25 protein-coding genes and 4 tRNA genes are annotated in these 25,595 nt (G+C 63.8%); 7 read left to right on the forward strand and 22 right to left on the reverse strand.

All coding sequences use genetic code 11. The features are described from left to right. Nucleotides 1-158 precede the first annotated feature (158 nt). The 6 genes from ACRX4W_RS02335 to ACRX4W_RS02360 are packed head-to-tail and all read left to right on the forward strand — an operon-like array spanning nt 159 to nt 4,995. Entirely contained in the window at nt 159-887 is a 729-nt protein-coding gene (locus ACRX4W_RS02335) for a lantibiotic protection ABC transporter ATP-binding protein (RefSeq protein ID WP_055250122.1), read from the forward strand. Then, the gene (locus tag ACRX4W_RS02340; RefSeq protein WP_055250124.1) at nt 884-1,654 is read left to right on the forward strand and encodes an ABC-2 family transporter permease; all 771 of its coding nucleotides are present in this window, start codon (nt 884-886) and stop codon (nt 1,652-1,654) included. Before ACRX4W_RS02335 ends, ACRX4W_RS02340 begins: the two co-directional genes overlap by 4 nt. Continuing rightward, nucleotides 1,654-2,469 carry an ABC-2 family transporter permease gene (locus ACRX4W_RS02345; RefSeq protein WP_124786162.1) on the forward strand — a complete coding sequence of 272 codons (816 nt, stop codon included), beginning with the start codon at nt 1,654-1,656 and terminating at the stop codon, nt 2,467-2,469. Before ACRX4W_RS02340 ends, ACRX4W_RS02345 begins: the two co-directional genes overlap by 1 nt. Next, the gene (locus tag ACRX4W_RS02350; protein WP_055250127.1) at nt 2,462-2,863 is read left to right on the forward strand and encodes a hypothetical protein; all 402 of its coding nucleotides are present in this window, start codon (nt 2,462-2,464) and stop codon (nt 2,861-2,863) included. Before ACRX4W_RS02345 ends, ACRX4W_RS02350 begins: the two co-directional genes overlap by 8 nt. Before the next feature lie 45 nt (nt 2,864-2,908). Beyond that, nucleotides 2,909-3,571 (forward strand): response regulator transcription factor, encoded by a 663-nt coding sequence (locus tag ACRX4W_RS02355; RefSeq protein ID WP_055250129.1) that lies wholly within the window; start codon nt 2,909-2,911, stop codon nt 3,569-3,571. A gap of 26 nt (nt 3,572-3,597) precedes the next feature. Then, nucleotides 3,598-4,995, forward strand: coding sequence for a sensor histidine kinase (locus ACRX4W_RS02360; protein WP_432299013.1), 1,398 nt, complete (start codon nt 3,598-3,600; stop codon nt 4,993-4,995). A gap of 607 nt (nt 4,996-5,602) precedes the next feature. Here the strand turns inward: ACRX4W_RS02360 and ACRX4W_RS02365 are convergent. The 20 genes from ACRX4W_RS02365 to ACRX4W_RS02460 all read right to left on the reverse strand — a co-directional run bounded on the left by ACRX4W_RS02365 (nt 5,603) and on the right by ACRX4W_RS02460 (nt 22,984). After that, nucleotides 5,603-5,679 (reverse strand) — tRNA-Pro (locus ACRX4W_RS02365). Nucleotides 5,680-5,759: 80 nt separating this feature from the next. Then, nucleotides 5,760-6,974: a bifunctional phosphopantothenoylcysteine decarboxylase/phosphopantothenate--cysteine ligase CoaBC gene (gene coaBC, locus ACRX4W_RS02370; protein WP_432299056.1), complete on the reverse strand. Its 1,215-nt coding sequence runs from the start codon at nt 6,972-6,974 to the stop codon at nt 5,760-5,762. Between the two features lie 3 nt (nt 6,975-6,977). Continuing rightward, nucleotides 6,978-7,697 (reverse strand): zinc ribbon domain-containing protein, encoded by a 720-nt coding sequence (locus ACRX4W_RS02375; protein ID WP_432299014.1) that lies wholly within the window; start codon nt 7,695-7,697, stop codon nt 6,978-6,980. Then, the gene (locus ACRX4W_RS02380; protein ID WP_432299015.1) at nt 7,694-8,503 is read right to left on the reverse strand and encodes a Nif3-like dinuclear metal center hexameric protein; all 810 of its coding nucleotides are present in this window, start codon (nt 8,501-8,503) and stop codon (nt 7,694-7,696) included. Before ACRX4W_RS02380 ends, ACRX4W_RS02375 begins: the two co-directional genes overlap by 4 nt. Beyond that, a complete protein-coding gene (locus ACRX4W_RS02385; protein ID WP_432299016.1) occupies nt 8,500-9,678 on the reverse strand; it encodes a cysteine desulfurase family protein in 1,179 nt (392 codons plus the stop codon). Before ACRX4W_RS02385 ends, ACRX4W_RS02380 begins: the two co-directional genes overlap by 4 nt. A 6-nt stretch (nt 9,679-9,684) precedes the next feature. Next, entirely contained in the window at nt 9,685-10,356 is a 672-nt protein-coding gene (rpe, locus tag ACRX4W_RS02390; RefSeq protein WP_432299017.1) for a ribulose-phosphate 3-epimerase, read from the reverse strand. Between the two features lie 18 nt (nt 10,357-10,374). Beyond that, nucleotides 10,375-11,382, reverse strand: coding sequence for an NAD(P)H-dependent glycerol-3-phosphate dehydrogenase (locus ACRX4W_RS02395; RefSeq protein ID WP_432299018.1), 1,008 nt, complete (start codon nt 11,380-11,382; stop codon nt 10,375-10,377). A 9-nt stretch (nt 11,383-11,391) separates the two neighbouring features. Continuing rightward, a complete protein-coding gene (gene plsY / locus ACRX4W_RS02400; protein WP_055250144.1) occupies nt 11,392-12,075 on the reverse strand; it encodes a glycerol-3-phosphate 1-O-acyltransferase PlsY in 684 nt (227 codons plus the stop codon). Then, on the reverse strand, nt 12,068-13,402 hold the full coding sequence (gene der / locus ACRX4W_RS02405) for a ribosome biogenesis GTPase Der (protein ID WP_117776260.1): 1,335 nt from the start codon (nt 13,400-13,402) through the stop codon (nt 12,068-12,070). The genes plsY and der overlap by 8 nt, the downstream gene beginning before the upstream one ends. A gap of 10 nt (nt 13,403-13,412) precedes the next feature. Next, nucleotides 13,413-14,855: a DUF512 domain-containing protein gene (locus tag ACRX4W_RS02410; RefSeq protein WP_117776261.1), complete on the reverse strand. Its 1,443-nt coding sequence runs from the start codon at nt 14,853-14,855 to the stop codon at nt 13,413-13,415. 2 nt (nt 14,856-14,857) lie between these two features. After that, nucleotides 14,858-15,757, reverse strand: a complete 900-nt coding sequence (locus ACRX4W_RS02415; RefSeq protein ID WP_233505669.1) for a 4-hydroxy-3-methylbut-2-enyl diphosphate reductase — start codon at nt 15,755-15,757, stop codon at nt 14,858-14,860. Nucleotides 15,758-15,759: 2 nt separating this feature from the next. Then, the gene (locus ACRX4W_RS02420) at nt 15,760-16,488 is read right to left on the reverse strand and encodes a lysophospholipid acyltransferase family protein (RefSeq protein ID WP_117840616.1); all 729 of its coding nucleotides are present in this window, start codon (nt 16,486-16,488) and stop codon (nt 15,760-15,762) included. A 3-nt stretch (nt 16,489-16,491) separates the two neighbouring features. After that, nucleotides 16,492-17,178 (reverse strand): (d)CMP kinase, encoded by a 687-nt coding sequence (cmk, locus tag ACRX4W_RS02425; RefSeq protein WP_432299019.1) that lies wholly within the window; start codon nt 17,176-17,178, stop codon nt 16,492-16,494. Between the two features lie 65 nt (nt 17,179-17,243). Then, nucleotides 17,244-18,170 (reverse strand): pseudouridine synthase, encoded by a 927-nt coding sequence (locus ACRX4W_RS02430; RefSeq protein WP_117646529.1) that lies wholly within the window; start codon nt 18,168-18,170, stop codon nt 17,244-17,246. A gap of 22 nt (nt 18,171-18,192) precedes the next feature. Further along, entirely contained in the window at nt 18,193-18,921 is a 729-nt protein-coding gene (gene scpB / locus ACRX4W_RS02435) for an SMC-Scp complex subunit ScpB (RefSeq protein WP_117564783.1), read from the reverse strand. An 11-nt stretch (nt 18,922-18,932) separates the two neighbouring features. Then, complete coding sequence (locus tag ACRX4W_RS02440; RefSeq protein ID WP_117564782.1) at nt 18,933-19,742, reverse strand: segregation and condensation protein A; 810 nt, start codon at nt 19,740-19,742, stop codon at nt 18,933-18,935. Between the two features lie 84 nt (nt 19,743-19,826). Continuing rightward, nucleotides 19,827-20,510: a site-2 protease family protein gene (locus tag ACRX4W_RS02445; protein ID WP_117564781.1), complete on the reverse strand. Its 684-nt coding sequence runs from the start codon at nt 20,508-20,510 to the stop codon at nt 19,827-19,829. A gap of 9 nt (nt 20,511-20,519) precedes the next feature. Beyond that, entirely contained in the window at nt 20,520-20,816 is a 297-nt protein-coding gene (locus tag ACRX4W_RS02450; protein WP_164473297.1) for a hypothetical protein, read from the reverse strand. Next, nucleotides 20,803-22,836 (reverse strand): ABC-F family ATP-binding cassette domain-containing protein, encoded by a 2,034-nt coding sequence (locus ACRX4W_RS02455; protein ID WP_432299020.1) that lies wholly within the window; start codon nt 22,834-22,836, stop codon nt 20,803-20,805. The genes ACRX4W_RS02450 and ACRX4W_RS02455 overlap by 14 nt, the downstream gene beginning before the upstream one ends. 75 nt (nt 22,837-22,911) lie before the next feature. After that, a tRNA-Ala gene (locus ACRX4W_RS02460) sits at nt 22,912-22,984 on the reverse strand. A 552-nt stretch (nt 22,985-23,536) separates the two neighbouring features. Between ACRX4W_RS02460 and ACRX4W_RS02465 the strand changes: the two genes are divergently transcribed. Further along, nucleotides 23,537-23,612 (forward strand) — tRNA-Ile (locus ACRX4W_RS02465). 209 nt (nt 23,613-23,821) lie between these two features. Here ACRX4W_RS02465 and ACRX4W_RS02470 read toward each other — a convergent pair. Further along, nucleotides 23,822-23,894, reverse strand: a tRNA-Ala gene (locus tag ACRX4W_RS02470). Between the two features lie 367 nt (nt 23,895-24,261). Next, complete coding sequence (locus tag ACRX4W_RS02475; protein ID WP_124786170.1) at nt 24,262-25,419, reverse strand: hypothetical protein; 1,158 nt, start codon at nt 25,417-25,419, stop codon at nt 24,262-24,264. Between the last annotated feature and the right edge of the window lie 176 nt (nt 25,420-25,595).

Here is a 25,595-nt window from a genome sequence, read left to right on the forward strand (position 1 = left end):
ATCATGATGTGCGGGTCGAGAAGGGTTGGCGCCAAAAGAGCCCAACGGCCGTTACGGCTTCGTTAGAAACGCGCCCCACCATGGATGGTGAACCCGAAAGGTAAGGCGCGCGGGCACGGTGGCTCGGCCCGCGCGCCCGGAAGAGAAAGGATAAACCCATGGGTTACATGCTCGAGACGCGCGGGCTCACCAAGCGCTTCGGCCGCGGCGACCAGGCGCAGGACGCCGTGGCCGACGTGAGCCTTCATATCCGCGAGGGCGAGGTGTACGGGCTGCTCGGTCCCAACGGCGCCGGCAAGTCGACAACGCTCAAGATGATCTGCGGGATGCTGCGGCCGACGGCCGGGGAGATCCTCTTTGCCGGGCACGCCTGGCGCCGCGAGGACCTCTACGCAATCGGCAGCCTCATCGAGGAGGCGCCGCTCTACCCCAACCTCACCGCGCGCGAGAACCTGCGCGTGCGCACCACGCTGCTGGGCCTTCCCGAGAGCCGCATAGATGAGGTGCTCGCCGCCGTGGACCTCGCGGACACCGGGAAGAAGCGCGCCGGGCGCTTCTCGATGGGCATGCGGCAGCGCCTGGGGCTCGCGCTGGCGCTGATCGCCCGGCCACGCCTGCTCGTGCTCGACGAGCCCACCAACGGCCTCGACCCCATCGGCATCGAGGAGCTGCGCGACCAGATCCGCGGCTTCGCGGCGGCGGGTACGACGGTGATCGTTTCGAGCCACATCCTCTCCGAGGTGCAGCAGATGGCGGACACCATCGGCATCATCTGCGGGGGGCGCCTCGCCTACGAGGATGCGCTTCGGCCCGGGCAGGACCTCGAGGAACTCTTCATGAGCTTCTGTCGGGAAGGGCGACGAGCACGCGGGGAGGTGGCGGCATGACGGGCGAGAAAGGCGGCCTGCTCGCGGGCCTGCGCGCCGAGGCCCTGAAGTCGCGCCACGCGGCACCGGTTCGCCTGGCCGTGCTCATGGCGCTGCCGATGCCGCTGCTCGGCGCGATGCCCTACCGGGGCGTGCAGATCTTTAGTGCGTGGAACTACTGGTACGCGCTCTTCCTGCCCGTGTCTCTATCGCTCGTGGTGGCGTGCGTCGCACGGGCGGACGCTCGCACGCGGATGCGGGGGCTTCTGGGCCTGGGCTTCCCGCTCGGGCGCGCCTGGTGGGCCAAGGCGCTCTGGTGCCTTGCTCTTTGCACGCTCTCGAACCTCGTGGTCTTCGGCATCTACCTCGCGGGATCGGCGTTCTCCTCGCAGGGTCTCACGGCCGCGGGCACGCTCACGATGCTCCTCTGCGCGCTCGCCAACACGGTGACCGCGGCGTGGATGATCCCCGCAGGGCTCTTCCTCACGGCGCGGCTCGGCATGCTCGCGGGCATCTTCTGCCCGCTCGCCGCGCAGCTCGTGGGTGGGTTCGCCTGGTCGCTGATGCCGCTGCCGCAGCTCTTTCCGCCGTCGGCGAGCATGGTCATCCCCACGAGCTTCATTCCCGTGCTGCCGAGCGGCGAGCCGCTCGCGGCGGACATGGCGCTCGGCGGGGCGCTCACGGCGGACGGCATGCTCACGCTGGCGGGCCTTGCGGTCAGTGCGCTCGCGTTCGCCGCGCTCACGGCGGCGGGCGCGGCCTGGTTTGCGCACTCCGAGGAGAGGTGATGGCCATGACACGACTCTCCGATCCGACGCCGCGCATGACTCTCCCGCGGGCCCTGCTTTCCGAGGCCCTGCGCCTGGCGCGCTCCCCGCTCTCGGCGGTGCACCTCGCCTGCGGCCTGGCAGCCGGTCTTGCCTGCGGCGAGTACTTCTCCGTAACCCGATGGGACCCGGCGCTGGGCGCGGACGCCTGCGCCCAGTTCCTCGGCGCCCTCATGCCGCTCATGTCCGCCATCGTCTGCGGGCTCGCCGTGGACGAGGAGCGCGCTGCCGGGCGCCTCGCCAACCTCACGGCGGTCCCCTCGCGCGGGCGCGCCGTCGCGGCGAAGCTGCTCGCCCTTGCGGCGCTCGGCGCGGGCGCGCTGGCCGTGGCGCTCGGCGTGTTCGGGGCCGTGCTCGCCGTCGCCGGGCGCCTGCCGCTCGGGCCCGCTCCGCTTGCGGCCGCCTGGGCGGGCATCGTGCTGGGCAGCTTGCCCCTCTACGCGCTGGGGCTCGGCGTGGCCCTGCGCCTCGGCCGCAACGCCGCCATCGGCGCCGGCGCGGCGGGGGTGCTCCTCGCGTTCTTCTCGGTGGGCGGACTTGCGCACGGCCTCATGACCGGCGAGCTCACCGGCGCTCTGGCGACGCCCCTGAGCTGGGTGCCGCTCGCCTGGCCCGCGCGCCTGGGGTCGCTCGGGGTGGAGGCCTTCATCGACGCCGCACGCGCGGCGGGCCCTCTCCTCACGACTGCGCTCGCTAGCCTCGTTCTCACCCTGGCAGCCGACGCCGTCCTTCTTGCCTGGTTCTGCCGCTTCGAGGACGGGAGGGTAGATGCGTAGGAAGCCGCTCGCCGCCATGTTCGTCCTCCTCTCCGCAGCGCTCGTCCTGGGCGGGAATGCCCTGCTCGACGCCGGCTGGGGGTCGGCGCTGCGCTCGATCGCCGACCGCGTGCTGCCTAACCCTGAGATCGCCATGTGGGCGCCCGCGCCCGAGCCCGGCAGCCACGCGAGCTCCTACGCCGACGCCACCGGGGCGGGGGCAAACTACGTCTACCTGGTGGACGCGGCGGACGACAGAGGCAATGTCCGAGAGCTCCAGCTCATCTTCTTCGGGCGGGAGTCGGACGGCGAGGGCTGGCTCGAGATCGAGGCGCGCGGCGGCTCGGGCGTGCGCTACCGCGCGTGCGACGCGGCCGAGACACCCGTGGCTGCGCGCAGGGCTCTGGACCGCTGAGCGCGGCGTTAGTACAATTCCGACGAGAGTTTCAGGAGGTCGAACATGGCGAGGATACTGGCAGTGGATGATGAACGGGCGATCCTCGACGCGCTTGCGCGCGTCCTCGGCCGCGACGGCCATGAGGTCGTCAAGGCGGAGGACCCGACGGCGGTCCCGGGGATGGACCTCTCGCGCTTCGACCTCGTGCTCTGCGACGTCATGATGCCGGGGCTCGACGGCTTCGAGCTCGTGCGGCAGATCCGCCCGGACTTCGACGGCCCCATCGTCTTCCTGACCGCTCGCGTGGCCGAGGAGGATGCCGTGGCCGCCTACGGCCTGGGCGCCGACGACTACGTCCGCAAGCCCTTCGGGGCCGCGGAGCTGCGCGCCAAGGTCGCGGCCCATCTACGCCGTGAGCGCCGGCCGCGCTCGCACGCCCTCTCCTTCGGGGAGGTGCGGATCGACCTCAGGGCGCGCGGCCTCGCCGTGGGCGGCGAGGCCGTGCCGCTCACGCCCACCGAGTACGCCATCTGCGAGTACCTCGCCCGCCACCCCGGGCAGGTCATGAGCCGCGCGCAGATACGCGAGGCGGTGCTCGGCTGGGAGAGCGACGCCGACGACGCGGCCATATCCATGCAGGTCAGTCGCGCCCGGAGGAAACTCTCCGAGGCCGGCGCCGATCCGATCGCGACCGTCTGGGGGATGGGGTACAAGTGGCAGCTCTGAGGATCGGGGCGCGAGGTCGCGGGGGCATGCCGCTCTCCTTCGTCATCGCGCGCTACTTCGCCTACGCGTTCGCGGCAGTCGCCACGGCGTGGCTCGCCTCGTTCATGATGCTCTCTGTGGCGATCAACGCGGGCTTCGTCTACGAGGCAAGCTGGGGGCCGGCCAATGCGCGCGAGGTCGCGGAGGGCCTGGCACGCGACGGCGTCTGCGGGCAGCAGGACGTGCCGACGGCGTACCGCTACCTCATCCTGAACAAGGATCGAAACGTGCTGATGACAGACCTCGAGAGCACGCGGCTCGAGGACGCGAAGGAAATGGCTCGTACGGCACTCGCCGCGGATCCGGGCACAGTGGAGATCGAGGGCGGGGGTTCGGGCGTTACCTACGCCGCGTTCCCGCTCAAAGGTGGCGGGGCCTGCGCGCTCGTCAGCGAGTATCTGCCGCAGTGGGTCTCGCGCGACCTCGCCGGCCTGCTTCCCAACCCGCAGAACCTCATGCTCGTCGGCGCCACGGCGGGAAGCGCACTTGCGCTTGCGCTCGTCGCGCGCCGCGCGAGCCGCGTGATCTCGCGCAAGATGGCGCCGCTCGCGGAGGCGGCGGGGCGCGTCGGCGCGGGGGAGCTCGACTTCGCGGTCGGCAGCACCAACGTGCGCGAGGTGAACGACGTCCTCGCCGCGATGGACGCCATGCGGGCCTCCCTCGCCGAGTCGCTCGAGGCCCGCTGGGCCGCGGAGCGGGGGCAGCGCGAGCAGATGACGTCGCTCGCCCACGACCTCAAGACGCCGCTCACCGTGCTGCGCGCCAACGCCGACTTCGTAGCGGAGGAGCTGGAAGACGAGAAAGACGCCGACCTCGCGGCCGCCGCGCGCGACATAGCCGGCAGTGTCGAAAGGCTCGACGGCTACGTGCGCCTGCTCATCGAGGCCTCGCGCGGGTCCGGCGGGGCGGAGAGGGCCCCCATGCGGCCGGCCGAGCTTTGCGAGCAGGTCCTCGCCGAGGCCGCCCAGATCGCCCGGGCGCGAGGCGTGACGCTCGACGCGGCCACGGGCCCCGCTGTCGCGGGCGCGCCCGAGGCCGCGCTCGACCGAACCGCCCTGGCGCGAGCCGCCGCGAACCTCGTGGCCAACGCCGCCGAGCACGCACGCTCGCGCGTGGCTGTCTCCTGCGACGTCGCGGGCGGGCACCTCGTCATCGAGGTTGCCGACGACGGACCGGGCTTTTCTCCCGCCGCCCTCGAACGCGGCTGCGAGCGCCTCTTCACAGACGACTCCTCCCGCTCCTCGCGTGACGAAGGCCGCCACTACGGGCTCGGCCTCCACGTCGCCTCCGAGGCCGCGAGCGCCCACGGGGGATCCGTCTCGCTCGCCAACGGCCCCTCGGGCGGTGCGGTGGCCACCATCGCGGTCCCCCTGTGCGGGATCTGACGATTTCCTCGATGTCTACCTCGACTGCGATATGTCGCTCGCCGAGGCCGCGACGAGATGGTGTTGCGTCTGCCCCGTTTGGTGCTTCTAGCTCAAATTTGATCTGATGTAAGGCCCGTGCAATCCTGCATGGGCCTTACTTTTGGCAATTGCTCGACCGATTCGTGGCTTGAAACGCAAATTATCGAGTTAAGGAGAAATGGGGTCATACAGCAGCTCTCAGAGCGCTTGCCGCACTCCCCCGCCATTACCTCTGCGGCGTCCTCGTATAGAGCCCATACCGTTTGGCATATCGTTGCAATCGCCCACTTGCCCACCGGTCAAGTGAACTACTGGAATAAATACAGCGACACGCTTGTCCGTTACAGTCGCTATATCTGTGTAAATCGCCGCGATAAATACAGCCTGTACTCGGCTGTATACCAACTACGCGTATGTAGATTCATATCGCGTTAATAAATCGGCCCAAGCGTGTGCAAAACGCGCAAGTAGCCGCAAAAGGCGATTATCGCGCAGGGTGATTTTTGGCACCCTGTTGATTAATCAAAATTAAGCAATTGCTTAAAACAAAAAAGGTCAGGCACTAAGTACCTGACCTGCAAACTTCTGGTCGGGACGACTGGATTCGAACCAGCGACCCCTTGACCCCCAGTCAAGTGCGCTACCAAGCTGCGCCACGTCCCGAAGCTTTTGTTTGTTGCGCTGCTCTCGCTCGCAACAGGGAGTATATTAACCCGAAACTTTGCCCTTGTGCAAGAACTTTTTTACAAATTTTGAAGCAAGTCCAAAATTGTATCTGCGAGCTGGGGTTTTGTTAGCACGGGAAGTTCTTGCGTACCCGCTGTGCTCACGATCCAAGCCTTGTTGGTGTCGGTTCCAAAGCCCGAATCGGCGCGCGAGACATCGTTGGCAATAATTACATCGCAGGCCTTGCGGGCGAGCTTTCGCTGCGCGTACTCCACGACGTTATCAGTCTCTGCCGCAAAGCCGATCACGCACCGCCCTCCCTTTTGGCGCGAGAGCTCGGCCAAAATATCGACCGTCTCGACCAGTTCGATGCGATCCAGGCGCTCGTGGGCCTTTTTGAGCTTATGGTCGGCAGGGGCCGCGGGCGTGTAGTCGGCGACAGCGGCCGCACAAATGGCCGCATCGGCCGTCTGGAAGGCTTTCAGCGCCGCCTGCAGCATCTCTGCGGCGGTTTGCACGCGCACGCACTCCACGCCGCGGGGAACATCGAGCGATGTCGGCCCCAGCACAAGCGTGACCGCAGCACCGCGGCGAGCGGCTTCCCCCGCCAGGGCGATGCCCATCTTGCCCGACGACCGGTTGCCGATGAAGCGCACAGGGTCGATTGGTTCGTGCGTGGGGCCGGCGGTGATCACGATGCGCTTGCCCGCAAGGTCCTGGGGCACGGGGTTCAGCACCTTGCAGACGGCCTCGACGATGTCTTCGGGCTCGCTCATGCGCCCCGTGTCCACGTCGCCGCAGGCAAGGTAGCCGTTACCGGGTCCCACCACATGGACGCCACGGTCGCGCAATGTGGCCATATTGGCCTGCGTCGCCGGCGCCTTCCACATGCCGTTGTTCATAGCGGGTGCGATCACGATGGGTCGCGGCGTGGCAAGCAGCGTGGTAGAGATGAGGTCATCGGCGATTCCGTTGGCCATCTTGGCGATGATATTGGCCGTCGCGGGCGCCACGATCACAAGATCGGGCTCCTGCGCTAGCGAAATGTGGTGGATGGGGTCGGAGGGATCGTCGAATAGGCCCACGGCGACCGGTTCGTTGGTGAGCGCACGGAAGGTGAGCGCGCCCACAAACTCGGTGGCATGCTCGCTCATAACGACCTTGACACGCGCGCCGCGCTTTTGCAGCAGGCGAACGATATTGCACGACTTATAGGCGGCGATCCCGCCGGTAATGCCCAGCAGGATCGTTTTTCCCTCAAGTTGCATTGAATTGTTGGATGCCGCCGTCATCATTTAGGCTTCCTTGCTGGGAAGCACCAGCAGGCGGTGGCAATACGGGCAGTGCGCGATCTCGCTACCGTCGTGGTTGAGGTCGCTCATGGACGATGCCTGCAGTGCGGTGTGGCAGATGGTGGGAATGTTGCCCTTGATGGTCTCGACGGCCAGGCCGCGGAACTGCTTGAGCAGGCGCTCGTAGTCGGTGAGCACGTCGGTCGGCAGCGTGGCCGCAAGCGCGGTGCGCTCCTTGGTGGCGGCATCAATCTGGACCTGGAGGTCGGCGGCCTTGGCGCGGGCGGCCTTGGTGTCGGCCTTCACGCCCTCCTCGAACTTGGCGATGATGGCCTGCGCGCGGGTCTCGCGGTCGAGCGCCTCCTTGTGGGCGACGACAATGTCCTTGCGGGTGTGCTCGATCTTGTCCAGACGCTTGGCCAGGGTGGCGAGCTCGTTCTCCAGGTCCTGAACCTCGCGGTAGTCGGAGCCGTCGACGTGGCGCTTCTTGGCGGCCTCGATGGCGTTGTTGGTCTGGATCTCGGTGGTGTTGAGATCGTCGAGCTCAATATCCAGGTCCTTGCGCTGGGCGTAGAGCTTGGTCATCTCGGCCTTGAGCTTAACGTAGGTCTTGCGCTTGGAAGCGAGCTCCTTGAGCTCCGGCATATTGGCAAGTTCGCTCTTGTTGCGGGCGAGCTCCAAATCGATCTGTTGCAGCTTGAGTAGCGTAGCGCCGGCGCTCATAAGTTCTCTCCTTTTGTCACAGTCCACCATTGGCAAGGGTTCAGTATTTTAATCGCATGACGGGGGTCGACCCCGGCATCAACTGCAGAGTTCATCAAGATATCAACGAATGGCTCCTCGGAGCGGTCGTGGCCGAGCAAGATCACCGGCAGACCGCGCAAGGCAAGGTCTTGCGCCACATGGTAGCCAGCCTCGCCCGTCACGATGACATCTGCGCCTGAGGCGATGGCGAGCTCTCCAAAGTCGCCCAAGGAGCCGCCCAAAATGGCGACGGTGCGGCACGGGCGATCGGCCTCGCCCCACACGCGGGGGTCGCTGCCAAACGCCGTGGCGGCGCGAGTGGTAAGGTCGCGCAGGCTGCAGGGCTCGTCGAGTGTCGTAAGGGCTCCCAGGCCGCAGGCCTCGGGCTCGTCCACATGCTCCAGTGAGCTCATGGGCTCAGCGCCCAGCAACTCACTCAGGCGAACGCGCGCCTCGTGCGAACGGTCCAGGTTGGTGTGGAGCGAGATGATGCTTACCCCGCAGCGGGCAGCCTCGTAGAGCGCCGCACTGCACTGGGGACGCGTCGCGCTGGGCGGGCAAAATGCCTCGGGTGCCTTGATGTAGACGGGATGATGCGTGAGCAACACGTTGGCTCCGGCTGCCAAGGCGCGGTGCACGTTGTCCCTGGTAGCGTCAAGCGCGCAGGCCACGCCGCGGATCTCGTCATCGGGGTCGCCTACGGATAAGCCTACGTGGTCCCAGGGTTCGGCGTCCGTCTTGGGATAGCGCGTCAGCAGGGCGCGCTCGAGCTCGGCGACGGTCATGCGGCACCTACGATCGAGAGCAACGCCTGGGCAAAGTCGTCCAGATCGGCCGGATTCACGCGGTCATCGAAGGAGATGCGCAGTGCGCCCAGCGCCTGCTCGCGACCGATGCCCATCGCGCTCAAAACGTGGCTGGGGTCCATGCTGCCGCTCGAGCATGCCGAGCCTGCCGATACCTCAAAACCGGCGGCGTCGAGCTTGATGATAAGCTCCTCGGAGTCCATGCCGTCAATGTAGATTGATACCATGCCGGGCAGACGGTCTGCATGTGCGTAGTCGCCCATGGTGGCGTGAATGCGCGGATGGGCCGTAAGCGTGGCGTAGAGCTTGTCGGAAAGGGCTTGCAGCTTCTCGCGCTCCTGGGCCACATGGGGTGCCAGCGTGCGGGCGGCAGCGGCAAAGGCCAGCTGCGTACGCAGGTCCTGCGTGCCGGCACGTCGTCCGGCTTCCTGTCCACCGCCAAAGATTCGGGGGCGCAGCGGCGTGCGGTTCTTAAGATAGAGCGCGCCGGAGGCAACGGGACCGCCAATTTTGTGGGCGGCAACGGACATGGCATCGACGCCCAATTCGGTGGCATCGAGCGGAATGTGCAGATAGCCCTGGATGGCGTCGGTGTGGAACAGGGCGCCCTCGGTATGCGCGGCCGTGGCTAGCTCGCGGATGGGCTGCACCACGCCGGTCTCGTTGTTGGCTGCCATGATGCTCACGAGCGCGACGTCGTCGCCGAGCAGCTCGATGAGAGCGGCAGGCTCGATGTAGCCCGCGCGGCAGGGCTGCACCAGGTCGACGGTAAAGCCGGCGGCACGCAGCAGCGGAAGGTTGTCCAGGATCGAATCGTGCTCGATGGCAGATACGATCACGCGGTTACGCTTGCGGTCGCGCTGGCGAGCGCCTTCGGCAAGACCGAGGAGCGCCAGCTGGTTGGCCTCGGTGCCGCCGTTGGTCAGGACGATCTCGGACGGGCGGACGCGCGCGCCAAAGCTACGGGCGATCTCGCGACGAGCGACTTCCAGACGCGCGGCAGCCTTGCGGCCGAGTGAGTGCAAAGAGTTGGGGTTGACGCCCGCAAGCTCGCTATCGTCGTACTCACGCTGCGCAAGGAGCGCCTCGGCGCGCATGGGCGTCGAGGCGGCATAGTCAAGATTCACGGTTATGCGGTTTTGACCTGCGGTCATAAGGATTTATGCCTCCTGTGCAGCCTCGTTGCCCAGCTTCTGCAGCAGCGCAACCTCGGCAGCGGGATCTTCGGACTTAAATACGGCGGAGCCGGCAACGAGCACGTTGGCACCGGCCTTGACGACCTCGGCAATGTTTTTGGAGGAAATGCCGCCGTCGACCTCGATCATGGGCGACACGCCGTGGCGCTCGCACATGGCCTTGAGCTCATGGAGCTTATGCAGAGTGCCCGGGATAAAGCTCTGGCCGCCAAAGCCGGGGTTCACGCTCATGAGCAACACCATGTCGACAACGTCGATGATGCTCTCGAGTACGCACACGGGGGTAGCGGGGTTGAGCACCACGCCGGCCTTGACGCCGCGCTGCTGCAGGTGCGTGAGCGTGCGGTGCAGGTGCGTGGAAGCCTCGTAGTGCACGGTGATCATGTCGGCGCCGGCGTCAGCATACCAATCGACCGTCTCGTCGGGGTTCGACACCATGAGGTGCGCGTCGACCGGCACGTTGGTGGAGCGTTTGACGGCCTTGAGGATGTCAACGCCAAAGGTGAGGTTGCCGGTAAAGTGACCGTCCATCACGTCGAAGTGCACGTAGTCGGCGCCGGCGATCTTGTCGAGCTCGCCCTTGAGGTTGGCCATGTCGGCCGAAAGGACGGACGGAGCGATTTTAATGGAACCCATGGTTGTTGCCTTTCTGCGCTAGTCGGTAAGTCCGTAGAACTCTTGAGAGGGGACGCGTTCGGTAAGGATCTCGAGCGCCCTATCCAAAGTAACACCGTTATAGAGCGTTTGCTCCACGGCAAAGGTGAGCGGAATGTCTACGCCAAGTGAACGGGCGAGCTCGCTCACGCTGCGGGCGGCGACGGCACCCTCGACCACCATATGCGTGCGCGTCTGGTACTCGTCGAGCGAAACACCGTGGGCAAACTCGTAGCCAAAGCTGCGGTTGCGCGAATGCTCGGAGGTGCAGGTGGCAATGAGGTCACCCATGCCGGCAAGACCCATGCAGGTCATGGCCTGGCCGCCGCGGGCGTGTACCAGACGGCTTATCTCGGCTAAGCCGCGCGTCATGATGAGGGCGAGCGTGTTGTCGCCCGCGCCCGAGCCGGCGGAGATGCCGCACACGATGGCGATGACGTTTTTCATAGCGCCGCATACCTCGACGCCGGTCATGTCTTGCGACAGGTAGATGCGGAAGGCCGTGGATAAGAGCAGGTCCTTAAAGGTCTCCCCTACCTGCGAGTCTTTGCTGGCGATGACGGCGGCAGAAAGCCCGCCGCGGCAGATCTCCTCGGCATGGTTGGGGCCCGAGAGCGCCGCGACACGCGACTCGTTGCCGATCTCACTGGCGATTACCTCACTCATAAGCAGGCCGGATTCGGGCTCAATACCCTTGGTGAGGCAGAGTGCCGGGGTGTCGGCGGCGATGAAGGGTGCTGCCTGATGGCATACGCTGCGCAGGTGCGTGGAGGGCACGGCAAAGATGATGGCCTCGGCGCCGTCGAGCGCCTGCGACAGGTCCGTGGCGGCGACAACGTTGCCGGGCAGCTCGTAGTCCACCAGATACCGGGGATTGCGGTGCTCGGCATTGATGCCGGTGGCCGTCTGCTCGCTATGGGCCCACATGGTCACGCGCTCGGCTCGCTCGGCGGCGAGGCCGGCGACGGCGGTTCCCCAGGAGCCGGAGCCAATCAGCGCAACATTCATGACTCTCTCCTACTTATCGTCGGGCTCGGTGACGCGCTTGGTAAACGAGAGCTTGGACTCCTTACCGGCCATGAGCTTTTGGATATTCGAGCGATGGGCCCACACCACGGTGATGCCGATCATCGCCATGCAGAACTTGAGGCCCAGGCTGCTGTACGGAAAGACCGCGCAAGCAGCGATAGGAAGTCCGATGGCCGCGGCAAGCGAACCCACTGACACATACTTGGTGATGGCGACGGCTACGATAAACATGCCCAGCAGCGACAGGCCAATAGGCCAGTACCAGGCGAGGATGACACCCAGACCAACTGCGATACCCTTGCCGCCGTGGAAGTTGAGATAGGGCGAGAAGATATGGCCCCACACGGCTGCCAGGCAAATGACACCGAGCATCCAGTCGCCGGGGGCTCCGGGCGCCATGATGTTCGGCGGAAATCCATAGCCCACGCTCGCGATGAACGGACGGGCGATGACAACGCAGATGGCGCCCTTAAGGCAGTCGAGCAGCAGCGTGAGCGCGGCCACCTTGGGGCCGGCTACGCGCAGGGCGTTGGTGGTGCCGATGTTACCGGAGCCCGCCTTGCGAATGTCGGTGTGGTTAAACACGCGGCCCAAGATCAGGCCAAACGGAATCGCTCCGATAAAGAACGAGACCACGGCGCAGATGGCGGTCAGCAGAATCGGATTATGCATCCTTTTGCTCCTTCTTCCTAAAGAAGAGTCGAATGGGCGTGCCGGCAAAGTCGAAGGTCGAGCGCATGCGGTTCTCCACGTAGCGCTGGTAGGTGTCGTTGACCAGGTCACTGTGGTTGACGAAGAACGTGAACGTCGGCGGGTTGACGCCCGTCTGGGTCACGTAGTGCATGCGCAGGCGGCGCTTGCCGTCCACCACGGTATGACCGAACTCGCGCAGGTCGGTGAGGAACGCGTTGAGGCGCGAGGTGCTAATCTTCTGCGAGCGCGTCTTTTCGGCGGCGTCTACCATCGCCCAGATCTTCTCGACGCTGCGGCCGGTGAGAGCAGAGATGCGCAGGTACTGGGCCCAGGGAGCCATGACGCCCAGACGGCGGTCGATGGTCTCCATGCAGGCCTCGCGCTTACGGTCGTCGTCGAGCAGATCCCACTTGTTGAGCAGCACAACGATGGCGCAGCCGCGCTCGATGGCAAGACCCATGACCTTCTGGTCCTGCTCGGTAACGCCCACGGAGGCGTCGACGACGAGCAGCGCCACGTCGGCGCGGTCGATGGCGCGCAGGCCGCGGACCATGGAGTAGTACTCGATGTTCTCGTACACGGTGCTCTTCTTGCGAATGCCCGCGGTGTCGACCATGCGGTAGTGCTTGCCGTTACGCTCGACGACAGTGTCGATGGCGTCGCGCGTCGTGCCGGCAATGTTGGACACGATAGAACGGTCGGCGCCCAGGATGCGGTTGAACAGCGACGACTTGCCGGCGTTGGGGCGGCCGATGATGGCCACGTTCAGCGCGTCGGGGAACTCATCGGCGACCTCGTCTTCTTCCTCGGGAAGCAGGGCCACGATATCGTCGAGCAGGTCGCCCGTGCCATGGCCATGCAGGGCCGAGAGCGGCGTGGGCTCGCCGATACCGAGCGAATAGAACTCCCAGATGCTGTCGTTTTCGCGATCGGGGTTGTCGAGCTTGTTCACCAGCAGAAAGACCGGCTTGTCGCAGCGCTTGAGCATGCGGGCGACCGACTCGTCCTCTTCGGTGACGCCGGTGCGGCCATCGACTACAAACAGGATGACTGCGGCTTCCTCGGCGGCGGCGAGCGCCTGGTCGCGGATGGACGTGGCAAAGACGTCGTCGCTCTTGAGCGGCTCGATACCGCCCGTGTCGACGATGGTGAACTCGCGGCCGTTCCAATCGGCCGTGTGATACGAGCGGTCGCGCGTGACGCCGCGAGACTCGTGGACGATGGCGTCCGAGGTCTGGGCCAGGCGGTTAACGAGCGTGGATTTGCCCACGTTGGGGCGTCCGACGACGGCGACGATAGGTTTCATCTGCTCTCCTTTAATGGGTAGGTTCAGTGGAAGTGTTAGAGTCGGCAGGCACAATGCCAAGGATATGCTCCAGGGTATCGAGCAGCTCATGCGGCATGGTTGACACCACATGAACCTCGGCGCCGCGACTGGTAAGGCTTGCGAGTAAATCGTCACGATGATACTCGTCAAGCGTCATGCCGTCAGCGTTGAACATGAGCTTAGGCACAAAGAGCATAACCCCCGACAGATCTTGGGGCAGCTGCTCCAAGATGTCACACGCGACGATGAGGCCGGTCACGTCCACGTTGCCGCCAAAGTAGCGGTTCTTGATGGCCGTGACAGTGCCGGCGAGTCCCTGGGGCGACTCCACAAAGCGGGCCACCGTGTCGCGTGCGCTGGCGCCCGAGAGGCACAGCAGATGCTGGCTGCGGGCGGCGATGGCCTCGCGGACGCGGGCCAGACGCTCGGTATAGGCGGCAAGCACGTCGTCGGTCTCGTCTAGATACGAGCGGATCATGCCGATGCCGTCGTAGTACTGCGGGTAACCGTCGTAAAAGTCTGCCTCTGGAGGATCGATGCCGGCGTCCAGATAGAACTCGTCGCTCATCTGGAAGGTGTGGCGGCCAAAGCGCTCATAGGCGCGGTCCTGGAACGGTCGGATCATGGCAATGGTCTCGCGCGCCAGTTCGGGCTTGTCGCTGTATGACCAGCTAAAGCGGTTTTGGTGTTTGGTAAAACCGAGCGGCACAATGCCCAGGCTTGTGATTTGCTCGTGCTCCTCGCAAAAGCGCAGGGTCTTTTCCAGCTCCTCGCCGTCGTTCATGCCGGGGCACAACACGATCTGCGCGTGAATCTCGATGCCGGCGGCCATGATGGTCTCGAGTACGTCCATGCCTCGCTGGGCGTTACGGCCCATCATACGACGGCGGACGTCGGGGCTCACAGCGTGGACCGACACGTTCATGGGACTCATGTTGCGCTGGATGACGTTTTGCACGTCCTCGTCGGTGAGGTTCGTAAGCGTGACAAAGTTGCCTTGCAAAAAGCTTAGGCGATAGTCGTCGTCGCGAATATAGAGCGTGGAGCGGCCGCCCTTGGGGAGCATGGTCATAAAGCAGAACACGCAGGCGTTGACGCAGGTACGCATGCCGTCGAAGATGGGGCCATCGAACTCCAAACCCCAATCCTCGCCGGGAAAGCGGTCGAGCTCGACGGGGGTGACGGTGCCGTCGCGCGGGTCGAAAACCTCGAGGTCGACGGTATCATCGTCGGCCTCCCAGAGCCACACGATCATGTCGGTGAGCGCCTCACCGTTGACCGTGAGCACGCGCATGCCCGGCTCGATACCCACATCCCACGCGGGCGATTCGGGACGCACGTTCTTTACGAGCGCGCCCTCACCCGGCTCGGGGTCGCGGCTGCGCCCGTAATCGGCCACCTCGGCGGCGTATGCGGGTACGGTCTGGTCCATGGTTAGCGGCAAAGCTCCTTGATGCGCTCGACGGCGCGCTCGATGTGTTCTTGCGGGGTGGAGGCTCCGGCGGTGATGCCGATGTGGTGAGCGTCGGTAAACCACGCGGCTTGGAGCTCAGAAGCTTCCTCGATGTGATACGTGCGCTCGCAGGCGTCTGCGCAAATCTGCGCCAGGCGGCGGGTGTTGCCCGAGTTCTTGCCGCCCACGATGACCATGCAGTCGCAGCGGTTGGCAAGTGTGGCTGCTGCCTGTTGACGCTCACTCGTGGCGGCGCAGATGGTGTTGATCACGCGCAGCTCCTGCACGCGCGGGGTGATAGCAGCCACGACCTCGGCCAAGTTCTGCGCAGTCTGGGTGGTCTGCACAACCAAGCCCACTTTACCCTTGAGCGACAGCGCGTCCGCATCGGCAGCGCAGCTCACGACCTGCGCGTCATCGCCGGCGTGGCCCAGGATGCCCTCGACTTCGGGGTGGCCCGGCTCGCCCACGACGATCACGCGGTAGCCCTCGCGCACCAGGCGCTCGGCCGCCACGTGGACCTTCTTCACGTAGGGGCAGGTGGCGTCGACGACGTTAAGGCCACGCTCGCGAGCGGCATCAATGACCTGCGGCACCACGCCGTGGGCGCGGATGATCACAGTGCCCGACGTGGCGTCGTCCAAGGTGTCGGCCAGACCGACGCCTGCCTCGGCGAGCTCGCGTACCACGATCGGGTTATGGATGAGCGGACCCAAGGTATGGACCTGAGTGCACTCCCCTGCCTGCGGCGCAGCGGCCAGCGCCATATCGAGCGCACGCTGTACGCCGTAGCAGGTGCCGGCGTGGGCAGCGATTTCGATAGTGGGGGCGTCTGCCTTGCCGGGCACAGCCTCGGCGGTGTTCATGACTTCCTCGTCCATGGCTAGAACCTGCCCGGGTGCTCGGCGCACAGGTCATCACGCATGGCGTAGACGCGACTCATGGCTTCGGACTCAAACCAGGCTAGGCGCTCCTTGCGCTTGAGCTCGACAGGCGCGTCGGAAAGCGAAATTAACTTGCCGGCGCGGATCCAGCACTTTTTGGGGCGCATGATCTTTTTGCCCGCAGGCGTAATATCGGACCAGCCGCAGATGGCGAGCGGGTTGACGGGTGCCTTACCCATCTGGGCGATGAGCGCAAAGCCGCCGTGGACTTCGGGCTTGATCTCGCGCGAGCGGATGCGCGTACCCTCGGGGAAGATCAGGACGTCCTCACCGCGCTGCAGCGCATGCTGGGCGGCACGCAGGCACTTCATGTCGGCGGTGCCGCGCTCGACGGGAATGCCGCCCACGCGGCTAAAGGCCCAGCGCACGATCTTGCTCTTCGCAAACTCGGACTTAAAAATGGGGCGAATGCGGCGGCCGCCAAAGAACAGCGCCGTCTCCACAGCTAGGAGCTCGGCCATCGATGTGTGGTTGCAGATGACCACGCTGCCGCGGCCTTCCTGGCGCTCAAACAGCAGGTCGCTGTCCTCGACCTTCCAACGCCACATGAGCTTGGAGAAGACCCACAGGATGCCCATGACCACGGCGACGGTGCCGCGGATGAGCGCCGGGAACTCGGCGTAGGGGGCGTTGTAGTAATCCTCGGGCGTCTGCTTAAACAGGCGCATGGGCTACCTCCTTTGGTTGATGAGGTCCTCGATGATCGAGACGACCTCGTCGATGGTGTGGGCGGTGGAGTCGACATGTACCGCGTCCTCGGCGGGAACGAGCGGCGCGACCTCGCGGCTGCTGTCGAGCTTATCGCGCTGCTTGAGGGCGTCGAGGGTCTCGTCGACCTCGGCCTCAAGCTGCTCTTCGGTGAGCGGCTGGGCGTCGTTTTGGTGGCGCTGCAGCACACGGCGACGGGCACGCTCGCGCGGGTCGGCGGTCAGGAAGACCTTGACCTGTGCGTTGGGGAACACGACGGTTCCGATGTCGCGACCCTCGGCGACGATATCGCGGTCCTCGGCGGCGCGGCGCTGGTGGATGAGCATGGCGGCGCGCACGCCCGGGTAGGCCGAGACCTTGGACACGTTGGCGTCGACCTGCGGGGTGCGAATGGCGGCCGATGCGTCCTTGCCGTCGATGGTCAGGCGCGTGTCCTCGCCGGTGCCGTTGGTAAAGCGGATCTCGATTTGCTCGGCGAGGGTGTCAATGGCCGCCTCGTCGTTCAGATCGATGCCGCGGTCGAGCGCGGCGAAGGTGACGGCGCGATACATGGCGCCCGTGTCGAGCTTGTTAAAGCCCAGCTGGCGGGCAATCTCCTTGGCGATGGTGGACTTGCCGGAACCGGCGGGGCCGTCGATGGCGACGATCATGCAATGCTTCCTTTCGGTGGTTGACGTGCTGGTATGGGACGCGGGCGCTGGGGCTTTGCGATTGCCTAGCTCGTGTAGCGCTCGCGGTAGGTGTTGCGCTTGGGCGCGGAGCCGTGGCTACCGTGGTGACGCGTGCGACTCGCGGTGTTGGTCGCCGGCGCGGCGCTGCGCTTGGAGCTGGCCTGCTTGGGCGGGATACCGCCGTCTTTGAGGATCTGCACCTCGCGGTCGGTGAGCTCGCGCCACGAGCCCTTGGCCACATCCTTGAGCTCCAGGCCGGCAAAGTTGCAGCGGTGCAGGCGGATCACCGGGTGGTGAATCTTGCTCAGCATGCGCTTGACCTGGTTCTTGCGGCCTTCGCGGATGATGACCTCCACGGCGGTGGTGCCGGGCTTAACGCCTTGCGGAGCTACGGCCTCGGCCTCGCGCGCGTTAATGACGCGGCAGATCGCCGGCTGGCACAGGCCGTCATCGAGCTCGATGCCGCGGCGGAGTGGTTCTAAGTCGCGATCGGTCAGGTTGCCGTCCACGAGCGCCTGGTAGGTCTTGTAAACATGCTTGCTGGGGTGCAGCAGATCCTGCGACAGGTCGCCGTCGGTGGTAAAGAGCAAAAGGCCCGTGGTGTCGCGGTCCAGGCGGCCCACAGGGAACAGGCCCGGAAAGCGGTCGCGCGGGACCAGGTCGGCCACGCAAGGGCGCTCCTGCGGATCGCTCATGGTGGTGAGGTAGCCGGTCGGCTTGTAGAGCATCAGGTACACGGAGCCCTGGTTGAGCTTGACGGGCATGCCGTCGACCTCGATATGGTCGTGGTCGACGTCGACCTTGGTGCCCAGTTCGGTCGCGATCTGGCCGTTGACGGTCACGCGGCCGGCGGTCATCAGGTCCTCCGATCCGCGGCGGCTCGCCACGCCCGCGCGCGCCAAAAAGCGCTGCAGGCGCATGGTATGCGGGTAGACGGGCTGGGCGTCGGTTGCGGGTACTGCGTTGCCCATGGCACGCGTCTCCCCTACTTCGTTAGTCCTCGTCATGTAAATCCTCCGAGGTCTCGTCGACGACCAGGGTTTCCAAGTCCTCGACTGCCTCAACATCTTCAACATCGGTATCGAGCAGTTCGCGCTCTTCGTCCAGGTCATCGGCCTGCTCCTCGAGCGTGGACTGAATGCTACGACCGCTCAGGCGCTCGCGGATAAACCGGCGCGACTGCTCGTCGGGGGCAAACTGCTCCAGATCGGGCAGGTCGCGGGTGGAGCGCAGACCGAACTTTTCCAAGAAGGCGTTGGTCGTGCCGTAGATGATGGCCTGACCGCGCTCGGGGTCGCGGCCGAGCTCGCGCACCAGGCCCTTGTCCACGAGCGACGCAATGACGCCGTCGGAGTTGACGCCGCGGATGCCCTTGACCACCTCGCGCGTGACTGGCTGGTGGTAGGCGATAACGGCCAAGGTCTCGAGCGCCGCCTGCGACAGCTTTTGCGTGTCCCAGCTCAGCACATAGGCCTCTACCACATCGTGGTAGGCGGGGTGCGTAAACAAGCGCCAACCACCGGCGACCTCGCGCAGCTGAAAACCGCGGTTAGCCTCCTCGTACTCAACTTTGAGCTCGGCGAGCAGCGATGCGCACTCGCCCGGGGCGATATCCAGTGCACTTGCCAGCGCGGGCGCACTCACGGGGTCGCTCGACACCAGCAGCAGCGCCTCCAAGGCGCCTTTGAGGCTGTTTGCCTCCAGCGTGGAAAGGGTTGACATGGTTGCCGCTCCTATTCGGTGAGCTCAGGGCCCTCGCCGGGCACGTATGCCTCGGCGCCCTCGACGCGATTGATTTGAATGGTTCCAAAGATTTCGTCCTGGCTCAGGGTAAGCGAGCCGCGCTTGGCGAGCTCGAGCATGGCCAGGAAGGTGACGACAAGCTGTTCGGTGGTGGCATCGCCGTCCAACAGCTCGCGGAAGGTGCAGGTTTGGTGAGCCATGGTAAAGCGATCGACCGAGGCCACCGTCAGGTCGAGCGGCACGCGATGCGGTGCCACGTGCTCGGCTTCCAGCAGGAAAGTCTGGCGCTTGCCGTCCAGGTCGGCGCAGATGACGGCGAGGCCGCGCAGGGTAATGCCGGCCAGGTAGTCGGGCATAAGGCCAAGGAATTCGGGGTCGGGGCCGGCCACGCGCGGATGCATGCGGCTCTCGGCCTGCATCCGCGCGCCAAGGGCTGCCGCCGCGCCTTTAAACTGCTTGTAGGCAATCAGGCGCTGGATCAGGACTTCGCGCAGGGCGTCGCCGTCGAGCGCACTGAGTTCCTCGAGGTCTTCGTCGTCCTCGTCACCGTCGCCTGTCTTGCGCGGGGCCTCCTGGGGTACCAGCGAGGCTGCCTTAATGTCCAAAAGAGTTGCCGCGACCAGCAAAAAGTCGCTCGCCACGTCCAGGTCCAGCGCCTCGATACGCTCGGCCTCGGCCAGGTATTGCTCGGCCACCTCGCTGATCGAGATGGCGCCGATATCAACTTTTTGGCGGGTTACCAGCTGCAGCAGCAGGTCGAACGGTCCGCTGTAGACCTGCGTCGACACGCGATACGACATCTTCGACCTCCTTTGACGGCGCCTTCGCGGCGCGGTTTGGGTGCATGTTGCGACCGTTTTGCACGGTCGACCTGTAAGTTTACCTTAGATGCCGGCGATTGCGAAGTTGAGCAGCCACTCGGCCAACGGATACACGGTAACGTCGAAATAGCGGCCGATCACGTCGATGCCAGTCCACATGGGCAGCAGATACAGCACAATGATGAGTATGGGCATGGCGTATCGCTGCAGCTGGTAGTAGGTGGAGAGCGCCTTGCCTTTGAGGAACGGCACGATAATCGACGAGCCGTCAAGCGGCGGAATCGGAATGAGGTTAAAGAACGCAAGCGACAGGTTGACCACGATAAAGGTGGCGCCGAAGTTCATGATTTGCGTCGCCACGGCAAAGGACATGCTGGCGTAGAGGTTGCCGTATGCAGCGTGCATGAGGGCTGCGGCCAGGCATGCGAGCGCGATATTCGATGCGGGGCCGGCTGCGCTCACCAGGACCTCATCACGCTTGGGGTGTTTGAGGTTGTTGAGGTACACGGGCACGGGTTTGGCGAAGGCGAACACCGGGCCGCCGGCGGCAAGCATGAGCAGCGGCAGGATGATGGTGCCAAACGGGTCGATATGGTTGAGCGGGTTGAGTGAGACGCGTCCGCGCGAACGGGCCGTCTTATCGCCGAGTGCCCAGGCCGCGGCGGCGTGTGCGCTCTCGTGGATCACGATGCCCACGATGACGGCGACGGCGCTGGCTAGCAGGTTCATGAGGTAGCTGCTGGACATGGCGCTCCCCTAGCGGACGCGACGCGAGGCGCGCGTGAGCAGGTAGTCGGCCACAAACAGGATGACGGCCACGATGGCGTAATCCAAGCGGAACACGCCGCCAAAGGGCGATGTGATGACGCCGTAGCCGGCGATGGCGCTCGGCAGTGCGCGCGAAAGCTCGACGACGAAGCCCACAATCTGCAACTTGGCGGTGAGGCCGCTAAAGCACAGCAGCACGGTCATCGCGCTCATAAAGATGCCGCAGATGCGGCAGGCGATGGCGATGATGCTCATCGCCACGGCAGCGGCCTTACGAGAGTTCACGCGCGGTCTCCTCTTCGATCTGGGTGGAAAGCTCCAGCCATTCGTCCTCGAGCTTGGGTAGCTCTTGCTTAAGGCCGTTATATTCCCCCAGCGCGGCGTTGAACTTGTCTTGATCGGCATAAAGCTCTTCGCTCGCCATCAATTCCATAAGCTCGTCATAGCGGGCGCGCTTTTTGTCGAGCTCCGTCTCGATCTTCTTGAGCTGGTTACGCACGCCCTTGAGCTTTTTGTTGAGCGCAGCGCGGGCTTGGGCCTCGGCGCGCTTTTGCTCCTTGGTCTTTTTGCCCTCGGCAGGCTTGGGGGCGGCGACGGGGGTGTCGGCCTGGGCGGCGCTGGCCTTGGCGGACTTGGTCGTGGCCGGCGCGCTCTCCGTGGACGCCTCGGCGGCGGCGCGGGCTGCGAGGTCCTCGCGCTTGTAGAGGTAGTAGTCGTAGTCGCCGTCGTAGACCGTGACTTGTCCGTCGCGGATGTCGATGACGCGGTTGGCCACGGCGCGCACCAGGTGCTCGTCGTGGCTGATCAGCACGATGGTGCCGGGGAAGTTTTGCAGGGCGTTCTCGAGCATGTCCACCGAGTCGATGTCTAGGTGGTTGGTGGGCTCGTCCAGGCACAGAAGTGCCTCGGGGGCCACGAGCATCTTAGCCAGGGCCAAGCGCGCCTTTTCACCGCCGGAAAGGACGCGCACCTGCTTTTCGATGGAATCGTTGTCGCTAAACAGGAAGGCGCCCAGTAGGCTGCGCTGCTGCGGCACGGTCCACTTGGGCGTGACGGTGTCGATCTCTTGCAGGACGGTGTTGGACTCGGTCATGCCCTCGAGCGCGTGCTGGGCGTAATAGGCCACGCCCACGTTGGTGCCCAGGTCGCGGGTGCCGGTGGTGGGCGGCTCCAGTCCGGCGATGATCTTCATGAGCGTGGACTTGCCGGCGCCGTTGGGGCCGACGAGCGCCACGTGCTCGCCGCGGTAGAGCTTGAGGTCGATGTCGCTGTAGATGTGCTTGTTGCCGTAGGACTTGGAGACGCCCTCCAGGCCCACGACCATGTCGCCGGAGCGCGGCGGGTCGGGGAACTTAAAGTCGATGTGCTTGTGGCCCTCGGGTAGGATGACAAGCTCCTTTTTGATCTGCTCGATCTTGCGGATGCGCTCCTGGGCCTGGGCGGCCTTGGTGGGCTTGTAGCGGAACTTGTCGACGAAGACCTGCATGTGGGCGATGTCGCGCTCCTGGGCGGCGCGCTTGGCGCGCATCTGCTCAAGGTTGTCCTCGCGCTGCTTGAGGTAGCTGCTGTAGTTGCCGGTGTAAGTGGTCACGCGACGGTTTTCGAGCGCGGCGACGTGGTCGACGCAGGCGTCCATAAAGGCGCGGTCGTGGCTGACGATGAGGACGGCGCCGTCGTAGTTGGCGATAAAGCCACGCAGCCACTGGACGCTTTCGAGGTCCAGGTGGTTGGTGGGCTCGTCCAGAAGCAGCAGGTCGGGATGGCGCAGGAAGAGCTTGGCGAGCGCGATGCGCATCTGCCAGCCGCCCGAGAACTCGGAGCACGGGCGCTCAAAGTCGGTGACCTTAAAGCCTAGGCCGGACAGGATTTTGCGGGCGTTGCTCTCGAGCTCGTAGCCGCCCAGGTGCTCAAAGCGGTCCTGGACCTGGCCGTACTCGTTAAGGAGTGCGTCGACGTCCTTGCCCTGCTCGGAGAGCTCGGTGATCTGGGCCTGCAGCTCGTTAGCGCGCTCGCCCATGCGGCGGATTTCCTTGGCGGCGGCCATGACCTCGGCAAGGATGGTGGTGTCCTTGTGCTCCAGATTAGTTTCCTGCTCTAGGTAGCCCACCTGGCAGTCCTTTGCGTACTGGACCTGGCCGGAGTCGGGACTGTCGATGCCCATGATGATTTTGAGCATGGTGGTTTTGCCGGCGCCGTTGGGGCCCACGAGCGCGAAGCGCTCGCCGGGGTTGATCTGGAAGGACGCGCCGCTAAAGAGGACGCGTGCGCCGAAGCTTTTTTCGATCTTGTCGACCAGGAGGATCATGGTGCCGCCTTTGACCTTGTGTGCCTATATGAAAAAAGGCCCCAACTTGCGTTGGAGCCTCATTCAATGCTCGGGTGGAGACGAGGGGGATCGAACCCCTGACCTCTTGACTGCCAGTCAAGCGCTCTCCCAGCTGAGCTACGCCCCCGTGCGAAGAAGTACTATACGGGAACTCCGACGGCGATGCAAGGGCAATTTTAGAAAAACTTTCGCCCGTGCCGGCACGGGCGAAACACGACCCGCCCGCTCAACCGGGTTTCCCGTGCTCCGCCAGTCCCATTATCGGACCCGATTGCGAACCGCCCCTCCTCTGCGCCTCAGAACTATGCCGGTTTACTACGATGAATCAGGAATGTTCGACCACGCACGCCTTTTCACGCAACCGTCGGGCTCCCTACCTGCGGTTTTGCAAACGGGGAACACGCGGTGCTCGGGAGTCGCCGATCAGTCGTAGTAAACTGGCGGTGTTTTGAAATGGCATCAGCTTGATTTCGCGGTTAAATGTGTTTGAGCCCTGAATTAATGGCCTTAACTTTTTCTAAAACACGTCTTTTCTGCGACGCGCCTAGATTGGTTGTTGTTTAGCATTGGACTTGATCTTGCGTTGTGCGACTTGCTCGTGCATGGTAGTATTTCACGACGTGAAGCGAAGAAATTAGGCCTTAGATGCCTTTATTAGAATTGCATTCACCGTTCATAAGGGCTCTTGGCGCAACGGTTAGCGCAGGGGACTCATAATCCCTGGGTTCTGGGTTCGAATCCCGGAGGGCCCACCAGAGTATTTTAGGCCGGGCATTACGCCCGGCCTCTTTGTTGTTAGCGCTGCAAACTAGCTTTGCCATCCAGAGACGTAAAGTTATTAACATTCATATTCGTAATTAACAATGGGAATGTCGCCAAGATGCTACCCAACCAACACATGGCTTCAATCGTTAGATAAGAAAAAAGGCCCCAACTTGCGTTGGAGCCTCATTCAATGCTCGGGTGGAGACGAGGGGGATCGAACCCCTGACCTCTTGACTGCCAGTCAAGCGCTCTCCCAGCTGAGCTACGCCCCCGTGCGAAAAAGTACTATACGGGAACTCGGACGGCGATGCAAGGACATTTTTGGAAAATTTCGCAGTCGCGGCGCGGGCCGCCATCCGCCCAACGGCCGTCTTGCCGGCGCCAGGCCCATTACCGGGGCCAATCGCGCTCCCGCCGACCCGGCGATTTCAAAACTATGCCGGTTTACGGGGCCAGGCCGGGAACCCCCGAGCATGCCGTAATCGGTAAAATCAAAACCGCAGGTAGACGGCTTGCGTATTCCGTGAAATGCAGGGTATGGACGGCCAGTCCGGGTCCAGCCCCGTAATCCGGCATAGTTTTGAAATGACATTATTTCACTAACAGGCAAACTAGGTAGTTCTAGCGCCTTGTCGCCGACTAATTTCCGATTTCCAACCAGTTGCACAAAACATTTGCTCGCAGTCTCGTCTCGGCGCACTTCATTGCCTCAGTTTTGGCTTTATAGCGAATCCCTAAACGGTCGCAGACACTTCTGACTATGGTGTCTAGCAGCTTTGAATCGTTGAGCATATCGTGAGTCACCAGGAATACATCGAATCCCATGCTCTGCAACGCAGTCATGCGCTCCGCATCGTGGTCAAGTATTGCACCTGAGCCATGAATGACCTCACCTTGGATCTCGATAATAACTGCCTTCATTAGGATTGGGTTTACGATCACGATGTCGCCGTAGCAGACCTTTTGGCCTGCGATGCTTTGGGCTGCCACGGATAGAGGGGTTAAATCGTTGAGGTACACGTATCTGAATCCTGAACCACCTAGACGTCGAGAACGACTTAGAAGCAGTACCCCCGCGACCTCGAGCGGAGACGCAGCAATGCCGATAACCTGCTGAGCGGCATCATAAAACTGCTTTCCCCACATTTGACTTTTGACCTTGTCGGCGAATCGATGTAGATCGCTTAGCTCGATGAGCGGCTTTCTCATCCAAAGAGAAGTGCCTTTGAGTTTCGTAACCTCTCTTCCATCCTCACGCTTGTTCGTTTGGCCTTCTTTATCTGTGGCCTTTACGGTTGCGCGGGCGTAAACTCGTTTCCAAGGAACCTCGTCTTCGCCTTCTCCAAGTTCGAACAGATCCTGCGTGCTGGAATTGCGATTCTCCTCTACCGCCATTTTTAACTGCATTTCGGCAGCGGGAGCAAGCTCGAAAACGGAAAACCAACCGCAAAGTTCGTACATAGCCAGTACGAGATCTATTTGGGACACAAAGCGTGTCATAGTAAATAATGTGTTAAGCGGATTGGTAACACTAAAGCCTAAATTAGTGTCGATTGTTGTGCTGACATCCGATGTCCCTTCCCAGCGAATAGTGGAGCGCAATCCCGAGTGGTGATTGCAATAACCTGGCGAAGCAACAGCGATAATCGGGGTCTTGAGGACGTCGGTTACGAATGGGGCTTGGGATAGAGCTCGCCAGCCTTCTTCGGAGTTGGGTAGGCGCGGGTAGAGGTCGCGCACCTGCGGTGGGCAGCGCCAATAGCGGAATGCGGTGTTTGCGCAGACGATTTCGTCCATTTGCGCCTCCCTTGGTATCGGCCGTAGGCCATGCGGTTGTGGTCGTGGACGATTATCTACTGGGGCATCATGCGGGTAAGTACCGGAAGCTGACCAAACGCTGACCAAAAAATGGATGGGATGTGTTGAAAGGTTGTCACAAGGCGTGAATGTGCTGGTACGAGCTGTGAGCCAGT

The organism is Collinsella aerofaciens, assembly GCF_964283865.1.
Lineage (GTDB): Bacteria > Actinomycetota > Coriobacteriia > Coriobacteriales > Coriobacteriaceae > Collinsella.